15 protein-coding genes are annotated in these 16,033 nt (G+C 63.9%); 5 read left to right on the top strand and 10 right to left on the bottom strand.

Annotated elements, in window-relative coordinates; all coding sequences use genetic code 11:
• Nucleotide 1: 1 nt before the first annotated feature.
• The 8 genes from ACP156_RS09755 to cysQ form a co-directional block, all read right to left on the bottom strand.
• The gene (locus ACP156_RS09755) at nt 2-1,702 is read right to left on the bottom strand and encodes a beta-1,6-N-acetylglucosaminyltransferase (RefSeq protein ID WP_425051125.1); all 1,701 of its coding nucleotides are present in this window, start codon (nt 1,700-1,702) and stop codon (nt 2-4) included.
• Complete coding sequence (locus tag ACP156_RS09750) at nt 1,699-2,697, bottom strand: glycosyltransferase family 2 protein (protein ID WP_425051124.1); 999 nt, start codon at nt 2,695-2,697, stop codon at nt 1,699-1,701. The genes ACP156_RS09755 and ACP156_RS09750 overlap by 4 nt, the downstream gene beginning before the upstream one ends.
• Nucleotides 2,698-2,753: 56 nt before the next feature.
• Complete coding sequence (locus ACP156_RS09745; protein WP_425051123.1) at nt 2,754-3,965, bottom strand: glycosyltransferase; 1,212 nt, start codon at nt 3,963-3,965, stop codon at nt 2,754-2,756.
• Between the two features lie 69 nt (nt 3,966-4,034).
• Nucleotides 4,035-5,018, bottom strand: coding sequence for a UDP-glucose 4-epimerase GalE (galE, locus tag ACP156_RS09740; RefSeq protein WP_425051122.1), 984 nt, complete (start codon nt 5,016-5,018; stop codon nt 4,035-4,037).
• Nucleotides 5,019-5,039: 21 nt separating this feature from the next.
• Complete coding sequence (locus ACP156_RS09735; RefSeq protein WP_425051121.1) at nt 5,040-5,936, bottom strand: UTP--glucose-1-phosphate uridylyltransferase; 897 nt, start codon at nt 5,934-5,936, stop codon at nt 5,040-5,042.
• Nucleotides 5,937-6,071: 135 nt separating this feature from the next.
• A complete protein-coding gene (locus ACP156_RS09730) occupies nt 6,072-7,304 on the bottom strand; it encodes a glycosyltransferase family 2 protein (RefSeq protein WP_425051120.1) in 1,233 nt (410 codons plus the stop codon).
• Complete coding sequence (locus ACP156_RS09725) at nt 7,301-8,101, bottom strand: 3-deoxy-manno-octulosonate cytidylyltransferase (protein WP_425051119.1); 801 nt, start codon at nt 8,099-8,101, stop codon at nt 7,301-7,303. The genes ACP156_RS09730 and ACP156_RS09725 overlap by 4 nt, the downstream gene beginning before the upstream one ends.
• The gene (gene cysQ / locus ACP156_RS09720; protein WP_425051894.1) at nt 8,098-8,871 is read right to left on the bottom strand and encodes a 3'(2'),5'-bisphosphate nucleotidase CysQ; all 774 of its coding nucleotides are present in this window, start codon (nt 8,869-8,871) and stop codon (nt 8,098-8,100) included. Before cysQ ends, ACP156_RS09725 begins: the two co-directional genes overlap by 4 nt.
• Before the next feature lie 170 nt (nt 8,872-9,041).
• Between cysQ and ACP156_RS09715 the strand changes: the two genes are divergently transcribed.
• Nucleotides 9,042-9,863 carry an ABC transporter permease gene (locus ACP156_RS09715; protein ID WP_425051118.1) on the top strand — a complete coding sequence of 274 codons (822 nt, stop codon included), beginning with the start codon at nt 9,042-9,044 and terminating at the stop codon, nt 9,861-9,863.
• 95 nt (nt 9,864-9,958) lie between these two features.
• Entirely contained in the window at nt 9,959-10,528 is a 570-nt protein-coding gene (locus tag ACP156_RS09710; protein ID WP_425051117.1) for a hypothetical protein, read from the top strand.
• Between the two features lie 8 nt (nt 10,529-10,536).
• Here ACP156_RS09710 and ACP156_RS09705 read toward each other — a convergent pair whose 3' ends face one another.
• Entirely contained in the window at nt 10,537-11,145 is a 609-nt protein-coding gene (locus ACP156_RS09705) for an alpha-ketoglutarate-dependent dioxygenase AlkB family protein (RefSeq protein ID WP_425051116.1), read from the bottom strand.
• A gap of 189 nt (nt 11,146-11,334) precedes the next feature.
• On the opposite strand from ACP156_RS09705, the gene dnaK reads away from it, so the two are divergent.
• The 3 genes from dnaK to ACP156_RS09690 all read left to right on the top strand — a co-directional run bounded on the left by dnaK (nt 11,335) and on the right by ACP156_RS09690 (nt 15,165).
• On the top strand, nt 11,335-13,257 hold the full coding sequence (dnaK, locus tag ACP156_RS09700; RefSeq protein ID WP_425051115.1) for a molecular chaperone DnaK: 1,923 nt from the start codon (nt 11,335-11,337) through the stop codon (nt 13,255-13,257).
• A gap of 70 nt (nt 13,258-13,327) precedes the next feature.
• Nucleotides 13,328-14,479 carry a molecular chaperone DnaJ gene (dnaJ, locus tag ACP156_RS09695; protein ID WP_425051114.1) on the top strand — a complete coding sequence of 384 codons (1,152 nt, stop codon included), beginning with the start codon at nt 13,328-13,330 and terminating at the stop codon, nt 14,477-14,479.
• Nucleotides 14,480-14,553: 74 nt separating this feature from the next.
• On the top strand, nt 14,554-15,165 hold the full coding sequence (locus ACP156_RS09690; RefSeq protein WP_425051113.1) for a DedA family protein: 612 nt from the start codon (nt 14,554-14,556) through the stop codon (nt 15,163-15,165).
• Here ACP156_RS09690 and ACP156_RS09685 read toward each other — a convergent pair.
• The gene (locus ACP156_RS09685) at nt 15,162-15,914 is read right to left on the bottom strand and encodes an SDR family oxidoreductase (RefSeq protein WP_425051112.1); all 753 of its coding nucleotides are present in this window, start codon (nt 15,912-15,914) and stop codon (nt 15,162-15,164) included. The genes ACP156_RS09690 and ACP156_RS09685 overlap by 4 nt on opposite strands.
• Nucleotides 15,915-16,033 lie beyond the last annotated feature (119 nt).

Here is a 16,033-nt window from a genome sequence, read left to right as displayed (position 1 = left end):
CTCACTTCTTCACTAGGTACGGTTTGCGCGGGCTGGCGGGGACCTGCCCCTGACGGTCGCTGGCGGGGAAATCGCCCATCAGGTGCGGCTGCATCCCCTGGTTCTTGAGATTTTGCAGGAAGTGGCCAAAGCCCTGAAGGTCAACCATGCGCGGCGCTTCGGTCAGGCGGCGCGGGTGGCGCACGCCGATCTCGTCGATGATGGTCTGCAAAGGCTCCATCGGGCTTTCGACGAAATCCGCCATCGACCAGATGCGGACGCGGGCCTTGGTGTGGGGCGAACGCAGGACGTGCAGGTGTTCCGCCTCGATCTTTTGAAGCCGCGCAGCCTCGCGCCGGATGTCCTTGAAATTCAGGTTCGAGTGGAACAGCGGCACCGCCCATGCGCCGGTGATCACCGAGATCTGCGCGTTGCTGTCTGTCGCCATGAACCACGCCGGTTCCTGGTTGTCGCGCGGGCCGAACTGGAAGCACTGGCGTTCGCCACGGGTGTTCCAGACGAGGTTGGTCAGAAACGCCACGGGGTTGTAATCGCGCAGCGCCGCGCTGTCGCACAGGGCGCCTGCGTAGATCCGTTGGCGCGACGAGAAATGTACACGATCGGGGGCGAACAGCGGACCGTGGACGCGGGCGCCGACCATCTTGCCCAGCCACCCTTCGAAATCGTCGAACAGGTCCGAGAAGCCTTCGAAGACCGAATAGGGCGCGCAGGTCTTGCCGTTCTCCCAGTCGGGGTTGGGAAAGCGGGACTGCATGTACAGCCCGGCGCGCCCCCGCGTCCGGCGTTCGACCGCCTTGGCGAAGATACGGTCGATCTTGCCCGGGTTCGGTTCCGCCAACGACTGCGCTTCTTCTCCGGTGGCAAGGAAGGCGTCGTACAGGCGGTTGGCGCGCGGCCAGATCTTGCGGGCGACAAAGCAGTTGGACCGCCGCAGGAGCTGCAGGTGATCGTCGTAGAAGATGTGCGGCTTGCCCTGAAAGTCGAACTTGGACAGCGTCAGAGACCGGCTTTCGACCATGCCAGAGTACAAACGGACAAGCGTCTGGTAATAGCTTTCGTCGGGGATCCACACGCGCTTGAAGTAGCGTTCGTAAACCGCGCGGTCGGGGTCTTCGAGGATCGCCGACAGCGTCTGTCGCGTCAGGCACCACCACTGGCTGCCAAGGTGCGGCTCCAGCCCCTGCGGGATACGCCGGCGATAGCCGAACCGGCGCTGCAGTTTCACGTAGGTGTCGAACAGCTTTCGCTGTTTCTTCCACGAGAACGGGAAACGCAGGGTGAAGCGTTCAAGGCTCAGGCCGCCCACCGTCCACGGCACGTCCTCGGTCGTCACGGACTCGATGAAATTGGTGTGCGGCCGGTCGGCAAGGTACTGCTGCAACTCTTCGACCGGGCGCAGCGGCAGGCACGAACCAGAGGCAAGGTAGACATGCGTCACGTCCGGGAACTCGGCCAGCATCTGCTCGGACGCGGTCTGCGAGGCGGCAACCAGCGACCACGTCCCCCACTCGCACCGATGGCGTTTCGAGAAGCGGACGTTGTCCAGCTTGGACAGCGCCTTGACGAAATCCTGATAGGCCGGCTGCGGTACCTTGCGGTCGACGTGGATCACCACCGGGCAGCCGCCCGCCGACCAGTGCCGCGCGACCTGCTCGGCCCGGTCGAACGCGTTGTGGACCAGCATGACGATGCCGACGGTCATGCCCAGTTCCCCTTGGACATGAGGCCCAGGATCTCTAGCTGGCGCCAGTTGATGTAGCGTTCGGACCATTTGCACCACAGGTCCGGGTTGTCCTTCAGCCGCTCGTGGTAGGCGCGGTATTCGTGGCTGTTGGCATAGTGCTGGCGCCGTTCCAGTTCTTCCGCCGATTTCTGGCTGAAGGTGTCTAGGAACTTGGCGTGCAGCAGGATGCCCGACGCCTTCTCTCCGCCCCACTCGTCATAGACGGCGTTCAAACCGCGTGGCAGCAGCATGTGGGTCGAGCTGACGTAGGTGTACTGCCGGTGCCATTTCACCAGCGGGATCTTGTTCAGCGCGGGCGCGCGTTCGGGCCGGTCCGGGAAAAAGGCGCGCGCACGGGGGCCGCCCTGAATCCAGAGATTGCCGAACTTGTGGTTCCGCATCGTGGTGTAGTTGCCGCTGTCAAACCAGCTGGCGATCTCGAACGGGTCCTGCCCCGAGTTGTAGGGGAAGGCGTCGATCGGCCCCTTCGGATACATATCAAGCAGCATCGCCGAGAAGGACTTGATCGACGAGGCATCCAGCCAGTCGGTCAGTGCGCGGATCGGGCGGGTGTCGCAGAACGGGTAGACAAGGAATTCGTCCGGATCGACCGTCAGGCACCAGTGGCCGTGCCCGTATTGCCATTGCAGCCAGTTCAGCCAGTCGACCCCGAAGCGCGACCGTTTGTAGCTGCCGGCAGATCCCCACAAAGACACGTCCGGCTGATCGGCAAGGTATTCGCGACTGCCATCGTCGGAAGCATTGTCCACCATGACGAAGTGATCGACGCCAAGGCGGCGGTAGTACTTCAGAAAGTACTCAAGCCGCACCTTCTCGTTCCGCAGGGTGGTGAAGGCGACGATGTCACCGGGCTTGATCTGGGCGGTACGGTTCGCCACCTCGGACAGCTCGCGCCGCTTGCGGAACGCACGGATCCGCCAGCGTTTGCGCTGCAGCCGCAGCCGATATGACATCCAGGCACCCAAACAAATCCCTCCGACAGGATCCCGGCCCGATCATGTCCCCGGTATCACGCGATGCTTAACACTCGATTGAAGTGTGCTTCCCAGCTTGGAAGCGTCACCGATACGCCCGCCTTTTCGTGATCCGCTCGATCTTCCGCCAAATCCGTTACGATTTTTTTCCACAGATACACATCGTCATGTGGCAGGTAAACGACCTTGTCCCCAAGCAATTCGCGGGTCACGGGAAGGTCGGAACAGACAACGGGCATGCCCAGCGCGGCGGCTTCCAGCGGAGGCAACCCGTAACCCTCTGCGATACTTGGGAAAAGCAGGCCATTCGATTGGCCTAAAAGGGCCGCGAGGGCGGCGTCGTCAAGGTCGTCGCGCTCGATCACCGGGCCACCGGATGCGGCGATTTTGTCGAGGCGGCTGAACACTTGTTCACTTCGCCAGCCCCGCCGCCCCGCAATCAGCAGCGTCGGTGCGTCGGCGCCAAGCTGGTCCCAGACATCCAGCAGCAGCGCGTGGTTCTTGCGCGGCTCGATGGTGCCCAGCGCGATGAAATACGGCCGCGTCAGGTGCAGATCGCCCGGTATCCGCGCCGGGTCTGGCGACGGCCGTTCGATGCCAAGCTGCGCGACCAGCGTCTTCGGTGCGCCGCCCAGCGCGTTCATCCAGCGGGTGACAGCGGTCTTCGTGGCTTCGGCGGTGCAGATCACCACGTCGGCGTGAGCGGCGGTACGGCTCAGCTTGCCGCGGAAACTGTCGACGGTGCCGGGGCGCTGGAACTGCGGATGGTCCAACGGGATCGTGTCGTGGATCAGAACGGCGATGCGGGCGTCGGGCAAAGCGCGCCATGCGCTCAGCGTATCTTCGGCAAGGTTGGAGTGACCGGTGTTGAAATACACCGTTCCGGGCGGCAGTTCCGCCCGCAGAAGCCGGGCCAGCGCACTGTGGCGGCAACGTCCGACCGCGCGGCGGCGCAGGTCCGCCTCGGCCCGGCGCTTCATCGGATGCGCGCGCCGGGACAGCTTGCCAAGCAGGTCGGCCTTTGCCCAACGCGCACGCCCCTCGAACCGCTCCAGCGCCGCGCGCGCACCGTCCTCGTCCAGCAGCAGGAACCCGAACCGGGTCCGCACCAGTGCGAACAGCGGCTGCGGCGCGCGCAGAAGGTGGCGAAGGTAGGCCAGTTCCACCCGGTCGACGCCGGTCAGCGGTCCGCGCCCTTGGCGCGAGACAAGCCGGGTCAGGTCAAGACAGCGGGCGGGGGGCGGCATGTGGCGGACTCTGCGGATGGCGTTGCGCGAGATTAGCGCGGCGGGACCGATCCGGGAATCCCGCGCGGTTTACTTGTCGTAGTGACCGTTCTGGTGCCACCGCCACGCGTCGGTGATCATGCTTTTCAGCGTCGACCGGTGCGGCGTCCAGCCAAGATCGCTTTCGGCGCGGGTGCTGCCCGACACCAGCTTCACGCAGTCGCCCGGACGGCGGTCGCCGGTCTGATAGGGCACGTCGCGGTTGGTGACGTCGCGGCTGTGCTCGATCACTTCAAGGACCGAGAAGCCCTTGCCGGTGCCAAGGTTGAACACGCGCGAGCCTTTGCCGCCTTCCAGCCATTTCAGGCCAGAAACGTGGGCGTCGACAAGGTCCATCACGTGCACGTAGTCGCGGATGCAGGTGCCGTCGGGCGTGTCGTAGTCGGTGCCGAACACGGTCAGCGCGGGGCGCTTGCCGTCGATGGCGTCCAGCATCAGCGGGATCAGGTGGGTTTCGGGCTGGTGGAATTCCCCGACCTCGCCATCCGGGTCGGCGCCCGCGACGTTGAAGTAGCGGAAGATCACCGACCGCAGCCCGTGGCTTTCGCCGAAGTTCGCAAGGATATCCTCGACCGCGCGTTTCGAGGCACCGTAGGCATTGATCGGGTGCTGCGGCGTGTCCTCGTCCAGCACGACACCGTCGTGGTCGCCATAGGTGGCGCAGGTCGAGGAGAACACGAAATCAAGGCACCCGGCGGCGATGGCGGCCTCGACCAGCGTCAGCGACCCCATCACGTTGTTGCGCCAGTACATCCCCGGCTCGCGCATGGATTCACCGACCTGACTGAGGGCGGCGAAGTGCATGACGGCGATGGGTTGATACTTGGCGAAGACCTTGTCCAGCGCATCGCGGTCGGTCAGGTCGCCCTGCTCCAGCGGGCCGAACTTCACGGCGTCCGACCAGCCGGTGCAGAGATTGTCATACGTGACAGGCACATAGCCTGCGGCAGCAAGCGCCTTGCAGGCGTGAGAGCCGATATAGCCGGCACCGCCCGTGACAAGAACATGCTTCATCGGGCGGTGTCCGTCTTTCGTTTACTGAGCGGCCTTGGGCAGCGCGACCATGTGCTTCAGATAGTCGGCGAACTCGTCGCGAAGCTCGTCGCGCGCCAGACCGAAGGCCACGGTGGCCTGCAGGAAGCCGGCCTTGGAGCCGCAGTCAAAGCGCTGGCCACGGAAGCGGTAGCCGTAGACACCGGGATCAGAGCCGATCTCGGACGCGATGGCGTCGGTCAGCTGAATCTCGCCCCCGGCACCGGTCTGCTTCCTGGACAGGTTCTGCAGAACCTTGTTGCTCAGGATGTAGCGGCCGATCACGGCAAGGTTCGACGGCGCCTTGCCCGTTTCGGGCTTCTCGACCATCCCCTTCACCTTGACCATCGAGCCCATGTCTTCCTGAACATCGAGCACGCCGTAGGCTTTCGCCTTCTCGGGCGGAACTTCCATCGCGGCGACCATGCAACCGCCGGTTTCCTCGTAGGCTTCGGTCATCTGCTGAAGGCAGGGTTTCTCGGCGGCGATGACGTCATCGGGCAGCAGGACCGCGAAGGGCTCGTCGGGCGCGATCAGGCGGTTGGCACACCAGACGGCGTGGCCAAGGCCGAGCGCCTTGTGCTGGCGGACATAGGCGATGGCGCCGGAATCCATGTTGGTCGTCTCAAGCACGTCGAGAAGGTCGTTCTTGCCCTTCTTGCGCAGCGAGGACTCAAGCTCCGGTGCGTGGTCGAAGTAATCCTCAAGCGCGCTTTTGCCGCGCGAGGTCACGAAGATGAACTCTTTGATGCCGGCGGCGCGGGCCTCGTCGATCGCATACTGGATCAGCGGGCGGTCCACCAACGTCATGATTTCTTTAGGAATCGATTTCGTCGCGGGGAGAAAGCGGGTCCCCATGCCTGCGACCGGAAATACGGCCTTGGTTACTTTGCGAGACATAACCTCACCTCAGAATTGTTGTCGTGGTTGCCTAGCACGAGAGTGCCAGATTGTCTCGGGACATGATGGCGCGATTTTCCGGGATTTCGACCGCCGAGCCGGAAAATGTCCGAAGGCTGCAATAAATCGCCGGGCTCAGGCCACAATCCTGACAAGGTGCGTTCGATCGTGCTCCTTCTGAAGGCGATTCGTGAAATTTATTAGGCGAAAGCTGTGTTCGGATCGTTTCGATTTGCCAAACAATCCGCCGGACTGTTCCCAGAAACCCTCATCCCGGAAACGCACAGAGTGACGTAGGGTCGTGTAACTGAACAGGTATAGAGTCGTCCGCGCGCCGCCCCTGACCGATTCCATCGCGGCGCGGCGCGCGCGGCCCGCTGTCCAGATCCGGCCGGACAGGGTCGCGGTGCCGCCAAAGCGGGTGCGGGGAACGAAGGGCGCGAAGGTGCGGTTGGGCGCAGGCAGCGGCGGCAGCCGCGACAGATCGCGGGCGCGCCCCTCGGCAAGGCCGGTCTCCAGCGTGTCCAACAGGCGCGAAACGTCGCGCGGCTCGCAGGTCCCGGCCACCATGTGCCGCAGCAAGCGTGCGCGCTGATCCCGGCGCATGTCGTCGAGGACGGGCTCTTGCGGCACGTCGGGCGCATGGCGGCGCAGGAAGACGACCTGACTGGCGCCGATTTCGGACAAGCTGCGCGGCATCCGGTCGGCGCGGCGATAGGCAGAGGGCGCGACGCCGTGGTGAACCTGCGCCAGCGGCACGATCGCCGTGCGGTGGCCCAGCGCGGCAAGCCGGAGGTTCACGTCGGTTTCGTCGAGATAGAAACGATAGGCCGGATCGAAGCCGCCGATCTTGCGCAGCAGCCCGCTGCGGAAGGCGCAGTTCGTTCCTTCGGTCTTGATCCCCTGCCCCGGCGCGGCGGTGAACACCTCGGGGGCGGTCCCGTTCAATTGCAGGTCCGCGTGCGCTCCGGTCCCGTCGACCCGGCGCGCGCGGTGCTGAAAGCTGATGCCGTTCCGCCCGATGACATAACCACCGGCGGCCGCGATGTCGCTGCCCTCGAAGGGCTGCGTCAAGTGGGCCAGCCACGTCGGTTCGGGCACCGCGTCATCGTCGATGAACGCGACGATCTCGCCAGCGGCAAGGCCCAGACCGATATTCCGGGCGGCAGAGATGTTGGCCTCGTCGTACCCGGCCATGGTCACACGGTCGGCGAAGCCCGCATCGCGCAGCGTGGCAAGACCGGCGGGGTCTGCGACGACGATGACCTCGAAGGCGGGATGAGACAGTTGCTCGATGCCGGTCAGGCAGCGCAGCAGGTAATCGGGACGGTTTCGGCTGACGACGATGACACTTGCCGTCGCCGTCATTCGATCCCCATCGCCAGCAGCATCGCCTCGATCCGGGCGACGTCACCGGGGTTGTTCAGCTCCCAGAACTTGTGCCCGCGCGCCTCGACCTGAACGCACAGCATCGGGTGTTCGTGTTCAAGGAACCGAAGCTGCTCCAGCCCTTCGAGCTGTTCAAGCGGCCCCATCTTCAGCAGCGGATAGGATGCCAGCGCCGAGGGTTTGTAGGCGTAAACGCCAACGTGGTGGAACACCGGGGTCGGATCGTCGTCGCCGTATTCCTCGGAGGTATAGGGAATGACCTCTTTCGAGAAATACAGCGCCCGGCGGTCGCGCGAGAAGACGGCGGTGGTGCCGCCGACACGCCCCTCTTTCCGGTCCGACAGGAAGTCCTTCAGTGCCCGGCCATCGCAGCGCAGCACCGGCGTTGCGACTTCTGCCGTCGGATGCCCTTCCAGCTGGGTCACTAGTTCCTCGATGAACCACGGCGGCGTCAGCGGCGCGTCGCCCTGAAGGTTCACGATGATGTCGTAGCCGCCACCCAGAACCGCCAGCGCCTCGGAACAGCGCTCGGTGCCGTTGCGGGCCTTGTCAGAGGTCAGCACGACCTCGGCGCCAAAGGCTTCGGCGGCCTCGCGGACGCGGTCGTCATCAGTGGCGACCACGACGCGGTCGGCGCTTTTGACCGCCATCCCGGCTTCCCACGTGCGCTGGATCAGGCTGCGGGATTCCCCCGTAGCGCCGCGCAGACCGACCAGCGGCTTGCCCGGATAACGCGTCGACGGATAGCGCGCGGGGATGACGATCAGGACCTTCATTCGGCAGCCTTCAACTCTACTCCCGGAGCGTAGGCGATGAAGAACGGGTTGGCGAAGCCTTCCTTGCCATAGGTGAAGACGCTGTGGTCGTCGAAGCGCACCACCTTGCCGCCCGCCCCGCGCAGCACGGCGTCGCCGGCGGCGGTATCCCATTCCATCGTGCGGCCAAGGCGCGGGTAGATGTCCGCCTCGCCCGTGGCGACAAGGCAGAACTTCAGCGACGAACCGGCCGAGGTCATGTCCTTCACGCCGTACTTGGCGATGTAATCGTCGGTCGCCTGATCGCGGTGCGACTTCGAGGCGACGACCATCAGGGCCGAATTGTCCGGATCAGAGACGCTCAGCGGCGTCGTCGCGCCGGGGGTCTCTTTGTCGAAAGTGCCGGTCTCTTCAACGGTGGTGCCGTCGGCCAGCGTGTAGAACAGCCGCTCGCGGGCCGGGGCGTAGACGACGCCACGCAGCGGCACGCCATCCTCGACATAGGCGATGTTGACGGTGAAATCGCCACGGCGCTTCACGAATTCCTTGGTGCCGTCCAGCGGGTCGACGATCAGGAAGGTCGAGACCTCTTGCCCGTGCGAGGCTGCCTGTTCCTCAGTCACCAGAGCCACGTCCGGAAACGCCGCGCGCAGACCGGCCGAGATCAGCGCGTCGGCCTTCTCGTCCGCTTCGGTCACCGGGCTTTCGTCGGATTTCGACCGAACCTCGAAGTCGTCGGAATGGTAAATCTCGAGGATGGCGTCCCCCGCCTCGAGCGCAAGGCGCCGCATCACGGGTACGAGTTTGTCGAAGTCCAAAGGCCTCTCCTTCGCTGCACTGGCGGCAGCTTGCGATTGATAAACAACTCGGCGCCTCTTATGCTTCCCCGACAACGGAACGGCAACAATTCCCTGCGAAAAAGACCGGGAAAGCGCCGTCGGGCAGGCAGCGGAAGGCCGGGATGTTCCAGCAACGCACAAGGCAGACGACGCTTCAGTCGGCGATCGCCATTGTCGAGCTGATCTATCACGCAACCGTCCGCAATATCCGCAAAAGCCACGGCAACGCGGTGGTCGGCCTGCTGATGTCGATCATGCAGACCGTGATCCTTGTCGCGGTGTTCTGGGTGATGTTCGCGATCCTCGGCCTGCGCGGCAACGCAATCCGGGGCGATTTCCTGCTGTACATCATGTCGGGGATCTTCCTGTTCCTGACCCACAACAAGGCGGTCAGCGCGGTGCTCGGGTCCGAAGGGCCGACGTCGCCGATGATGCAGCATGGCCCGATGAACACGACCATCGCCATCTCTTCTGCCGCGCTGGGAACGCTTTACATTCAGACACTTGCGCTGGTGGTGGTTCTGTTCGTCTACCACGTGGCCTTTACCCGGATCGAGATCCTGCATCCCGCCGCCGCCTATGGCATGGTGCTGCTGTCGTGGTTCTCGGGCTGCGCCGTCGGGCTTGTCTTCCTTGCGATGAAGCCGTGGGCGCCGAACTTCGTGAACATCGCGTCGCAGATCTATACCCGCGCCAACATGGTCGCGTCCGGCAAGATGTTCGTGGCCAACTCGATGCCGACCTACATGCTGGCGATGTTCGACTGGAACCCGCTGTTCCACTGCATCGATCAGGCGCGGGGGTTCGTGTTCCTGAACTACAACCCGCACTACAGCAGCGTGACCTACCCGGTCATCCTGTCGCTGGTGCTGATCATGATCGGCATGATGGGCGAATTCTATACCCGCAAGAATGCCTCTCGCAGCTGGGGCGCCGGGAAGTAGCGGCGCGGTATTTGCTGCATCGCAGCTACACATTTACGCGTGACCGCCCCACGCCGTATAGTCGTTGCAAATGAACGTATCCCCGGAGGAGGGTGATGTTCACGGAATACCGCATCGACCGGAATTCCCGCATCACCTGGGTCTGCGGAAACTGGGACGCGAGCACGACGCGCAACGGCGCGTCACAGTTGACCTCATCCAGCGTGATCGGACGGCTTCTTTGGGACTTCGTCTCGGGGCGGGACACGCGTGACTATCTTCAGGCGATCTTTCACTGGGCGCACGGCCACGACATCACGCTGCATATGTCCTACCGATGCGACACGCCGGAGGAAGAACGCTATTACCGCATGTCGGTTCGCCGCGCGGGTGATGACGAGGTTGGCGTGAAGCACCGGCTGCTGCAACGGATCACCGCGCCGAACCCGCCGCAGTTCAGCCTGCATGACGGACAGGACAGTTCCGCCCGATGCTCGGTCTGCTGCCGGTATCAGGTCGGGGATGCTTGGATCGATCCCTATCGCACGGGCGACCAGATGTGGATGCGCGGGCCCTTCACGGTCTGCCCAGACTGCCGGGGGACGGCGCTGGATACGATCCGCTACAGCCTGTCCGCCGACATCTCTAACCGGTACGGCCCGAACGGCCCCGGCACGGCGAACTAGGACGGCCTTCAGTCGACGACGCGCAGCGTCAGGTTCAGCCGCCCCTCGGCTTCCAGCAGCGTTGATGTGCCCGGACGAATGCGGTCGACGCCGTGGTAGGTCAGCCGCGCCTCGTCCCCCATCACCACAACGTCACCCGAATTGAGCCAAATGGATTCCGTCTTGCCGCCGCGGGTGTCGTTACCGATGCGGAACAGCCCGTCGTCGCCCAGCGACACGGACACGACAGGGAACGAGAAGTCCGCCTCGTCCTTGTCCTGATGCATCCCCATGCGGGCGCCGGGCGGATAGAAGTTGATCAGGCAGCAGTCCGGCTGACGGCCCAGCCCGGTCACAGTGCGCCACAGGTCCAGAACACTGTCCGGAATCTCGGGCCACGCCACGCCGGACGGATGCCGCGGCTCGTACCGATAGCCTTTCCGGTCCGAGAACCAGCCGTATTTCCCCGCCGAGGTCATGCGGACGGACATCGGTTTCCCGTAGGGCGTCATTGGCGAGAAAAGCGGCGCTTCGGCCACCACGCGGCGGATATCTGACGCCATGCCGGATTGCGCCGGGGCGTCTAGAAACCCTTTGAAAATCCTGAATCCCCGAACTGTCAGCGGTGTATCGGTCACTTCATCACGGAACTGTCAAAAACCGTCATTTTAACTGGGCGGACTCGCTTGCAGCGTATTTCCCCCCTCCCTATATACGCCCAGAAGCCGCAAGGGGTAGGCCAATCGCCCTTTGCAATTCATGGGATAGGGGCACGGTGCCTCACAGGGCCGAGCCCCGCAACATCGCCGAAAGAGAGGATATTGAGCATGGCCAAAGTCATCGGTATCGACCTCGGGACGACCAACAGCTGCGTCGCCATCATGGATGGTTCGCAACCCCGGGTGATCGAGAACTCCGAAGGCGCACGGACGACGCCGTCCATCGTCGGTTTCACTGACGACGAGCGTCTTGTCGGTCAGCCCGCCAAGCGGCAGGCCGTCACCAACCCGTCGAACACCGTTTTCGCCGTGAAGCGCCTGATCGGGCGCCGTCTGGGCGACGCCGAGGTCGAGAAGGACAAGAACCTTGTCCCCTACTCGATCGTTGACGGCGGCAACGGCGACGCATGGGTCGAAGTGAAGGGCGAGACTTACTCGCCGTCGCAGATCTCTGCCTTCATCCTTCAGAAAATGAAGGAAACCGCCGAGAACTATCTTGGCGAAGACGTGACGCAGGCGGTCATCACCGTTCCCGCGTACTTCAACGACGCTCAGCGTCAGGCGACCAAGGACGCCGGCAAGATCGCCGGTCTCGAAGTCCTGCGTATCATCAACGAGCCGACCGCGGCCGCGCTGGCCTATGGCCTCGACAAGAAGGACTCGAAGACGATCGCCGTCTACGACCTTGGCGGCGGTACCTTCGACATCACGATCCTTGAGATCGACGACGGCCTGTTCGAAGTGAAATCCACCAACGGGGACACGTTCCTTGGCGGTGAAGACTTCGATATGCGGATCGTCAACTACCTCGCCGACGAGTTCAAGAAAGAGCACGGCGTCGACCTGACCAAGGACAAGATGGCGCTGCAGCGTCTCAAGGAAGCGGCCGAGAAAGCGAAGATCGAGCTTTCGTCCTCGTCGCAGACCGAGATCAACCAGCCGTTCATCTCGATGGGCAAGGACGGCACGCCGCTGCACATGGTCATGAAGCTGACCCGCGCCAAGCTGGAAAGCCTGGTGGGTGACCTGATCAAGAAGTCGATGAAGCCCTGCAAGGACGCGCTGAAAGACGCCGGCCTCAGCACCAGCGACATCGACGAAGTGGTTCTGGTCGGCGGTATGACCCGCATGCCGAAGGTCATCGAGGAAGTCTCGACCTTCTTCGGCAAAGAGCCGCACAAGGGTGTGAACCCGGACGAAGTGGTCGCCATGGGCGCCGCGATCCAGGCCGGCGTGCTGCAGGGTGACGTGAAGGACGTGGTCCTTCTCGACGTGACCCCGCTGTCGCTGGGGATCGAGACGCTGGGTGGCGTGTTCACCCGCCTGATCGACCGCAACACCACGATCCCGACCAAGAAGTCGCAGATCTTCTCGACCGCCGAGGACAACCAGAACGCGGTGACGATCCGCGTGTTCCAGGGCGAGCGGGAAATGGCGGCGGACAACAAGCTTCTGGGCCAGTTCAACCTGGAAGACATTCCGCCCGCGCCGCGCGGTCTGCCGCAGATCGAGGTGACCTTCGACATCGACGCCAACGGCATCGTCCACGTTGCTGCCAAGGACAAGGGCACCAACAAGGAACAGAAGATCACCATCCAGGCCTCTGGCGGTCTGTCGGATGAAGAGATCGACAACATGGTCCGCGACGCCGAGGCGAATGCCGAGGCCGACAAGGGCCGCCGCGAGCTGGTCGAAGCCAAGAACCAGGCCGAAAGCCTCATCCACTCGACCGAGAAGTCGATGGAAGAGCATTCGGACAAGGTCGACCCGACCACGATCGAAGCCATCGAGCTGGCGATTGCCAACCTGAAGGAACAGATCGAGACGGAAGACGCCGGCAAGATCAAGGGCGGCATCCAGAACGTCACCGAAGCCGCGATGAAGCTGGGCGAGGCCATCTACAAGGCCGAGCAAGCCAAAGCGGAATCGGGCGACGGTGGTTCCGATGACGACGACGAACCGCGCGGTGTCGACGACGACATCGTGGATGCCGATTTCGAGGATCTCGACGACAACAAGCGCGCCTCGTAAGCGTCGCCAGATGCGTTTGGACCGGCCTCGTCACTACTGGGGCCGGTCCTTGCGTTAGGAGAGTACATCCATGGCAAAACGCGACTATTACGATGTTCTCGGCGTCCAGAAGGGTGCGACGGCGGAAGAGCTGAAGAAGGCCTATCGCAAGAAGGCGAAAGAGCTTCACCCCGACCGCAACAGCGACAACCCGGATGCCGAAAGCCAGTTCAAGGAAGTGAACGAGGCGTACGACGCGCTGAAAGACCCGCAGAAGAAAGCCGCCTATGACCGGTTCGGTCACGCGGCGTTCGACGGCGGCATGGGCGGTGGCCCGCGTCCCGGCGGCGCAGGCCAAGGTGACTTCGCCTCTGCATTCTCGGACGTGTTCGACGACCTGTTCGGTGACTTCATGGGCGGCCGCGGCGGGGCCGGCGGCGCCGGACGCCAGCGCGCGACGCGCGGGTCCGACCTTCGCTATAACCTGCGCGTCACGCTTGAAGAAGCGCATCAGGGTCTGCAGAAGACGATCAAGGTTCCCACCTCTGTCCAGTGTTCGACCTGTTCGGGCACCGGCGCCGAGGGCGGCGCGGAACCCGCCATGTGTCCGACCTGTTCGGGCATGGGCAAGGTCCGTGCGCAGCAGGGCTTCTTCACCGTCGAACGCACCTGTCCGACCTGCTCGGGCATGGGGCAGATCATCAAGAACCCCTGCCGCGCCTGTGGCGGTTCGGGCCGGGTCGAGAAAGACCGCTCGCTGTCGGTGAACATCCCGGCGGGCGTCGAGACGGGCACCCGCATCCGCCTTGCCGGAGAGGGCGAGGCCGGGCTGCGCGGCGGTCCGACAGGCGACCTGTACATCTTCATCGAGGTGGAAGAGCATCAGCTGTTCCAGCGCGACGGACAAAGCCTGTTCTGCCTTGTCCCGGTGTCGATGACAGCAGCCGCGCTGGGCGGTGATATCGAGGTGCCGACGATCGACGGCGGCCGCAGCCGGGTGAAGATCCCCGCAGGCTCGCAGTCGGGGCGCCAGATGCGTCTGCGCGGCAAGGGCATGCCCGCCCTCCGTGGCGGTGGGACCGGCGATATGTTCATCGAACTGGCGGTCGAGACCCCGGTGAACCTGACCTCGCGCCAGAAAGAGCTGCTTAAAGAGTTCGAGAAGATCGGCGAGGACAACAACCCCGAGTCCTCGAGCTTCTTCACCAAGGTGAAAAGCTTCTGGGACGGGATGAAGAACTGACCGTGATCCCGACGGAACAATGACACGTCGCCCCGGGTTAACCCCCGGGGCGATTTTCTTTTCAGGAGAGACACTTGTTCGACTGGATCACCGGAATGATCGACGCGATGGGCGGCTTTGGCGTGGGGCTGCTTATGTTTCTCGAGAACGTGTTCCCGCCGATCCCGTCGGAACTGATCATGCCGCTTGCGGGCTTCAACGCCGCGCGGGGGGATATGTCTTTGGCCATCGTGATCTTCTGGGGAACCGTCGGTACGCTGGCCGGGGCGTGGATGTGGTACTGGATCGGCCGGACCTACGGAAAGGCCCGCCTGCGCAGGTTGGCCGAACGCCACGGCCGCTGGCTGTCGCTGGCGCCCGAGGAACTGGACCGCGCGGCGGACTGGTTTTCCCGCCACGAGGGTCGCGCCGTGGTGATCGGCCGCCTGATCCCCGCGATCCGAACCCTGATCTCGGTACCCGCGGGGATCGAGCGCATGTCGCAGGCGCGGTTCCTTCTGCTTAGCGCGGTCGGCAGCTTTCTGTGGACGACGCCTTTGGCGATGCTCGGCTATTGGCTGGAAAGCGGCTACGACCTTGTCGCCGCATGGCTGGACCCGATTTCGACCATCGTGGTGGTGGGACTGCTTGGCGTCTACGTCTGGCGCGTCATCACATTCGACCGGCGGCAGGGGAAGCAAAGCTAGGTCTTGCAGACCGAGTTGCCGCCGTCCGCGTAAAGCGATGTGCCGGTGACGAAGGACCCACGATCCGAGATCAGGAACAGCGCGGCCTCTGCGATCTCTTCCGGCGCGGCCATCCGTTTAAGCGCATGAAGCCCCCGGACGAATTCGTGAAAGCCCGCGTCGTCGCCTGCCATTTCGGTCATCGTTCCGCCCGGCATCAACGTGTTCGCCCGCAGTCCCTGCGCTCCGTGCTCTACCGCCAGTACCTGCGCCAACCCCACAAGCCCTGCCTTGGCGGCGGCATAGGCGCCCATGCCCGGCAAGCCGACGGTCTGGCCGACGAAGGACGAAGTGAACACGACGGAACCTCCGCCGCTTTCGAGGATCGCAGGCACCTGATACCGGGCGCCGTAGAAGGCGCTGGTCAGGTTCGTATCCAGAACCGCGTGCCAGTCGTCGGCGGACAACTCGGGGATCGGCACGGCCGGGCCGGTGGTGCCCGCGTTGTTCATAGCCGCGTGAAGACCCCCGAAGCGATCTTTGGCAAGGGCGACCAGCGCGCGGGCGAAAGCCTCGTCTCGAACGTCCCCCGCCAGATACGCCACGCGTCCGCCGCTGCCAGAGATGTCGTCGGCAAGGTCGCGCAAGCGCGTTTCCCGGCGCGCGCCGATAACCACGTTCGCGCCCTCCTGCGCGAACAGGCGGGTGCTTGCGGCGCCGATGCCAGAGGAAGCGCCGGTGACGATGACGGTCTTGTCCTTGAGGATCATGCGATATCTCCTTGTTGCACGAGACGTCTGGTGCCGTGCCAGGATCAGCCAAGCGATCCGGTTCCTGCGCCATGCAGTCGTCCGGCGCCCGGTTGCGCAGGAACCGGAACGTTGGCCTT

The sequence above is a fragment of the Psychromarinibacter sp. S121 genome, assembly GCF_049801035.1.
GTDB lineage: Bacteria > Pseudomonadota > Alphaproteobacteria > Rhodobacterales > Rhodobacteraceae > Psychromarinibacter.
The sequence above is the reverse complement of the archived record's forward strand: the minus strand, read 5'-3'. Positions and strand labels throughout refer to the sequence as shown.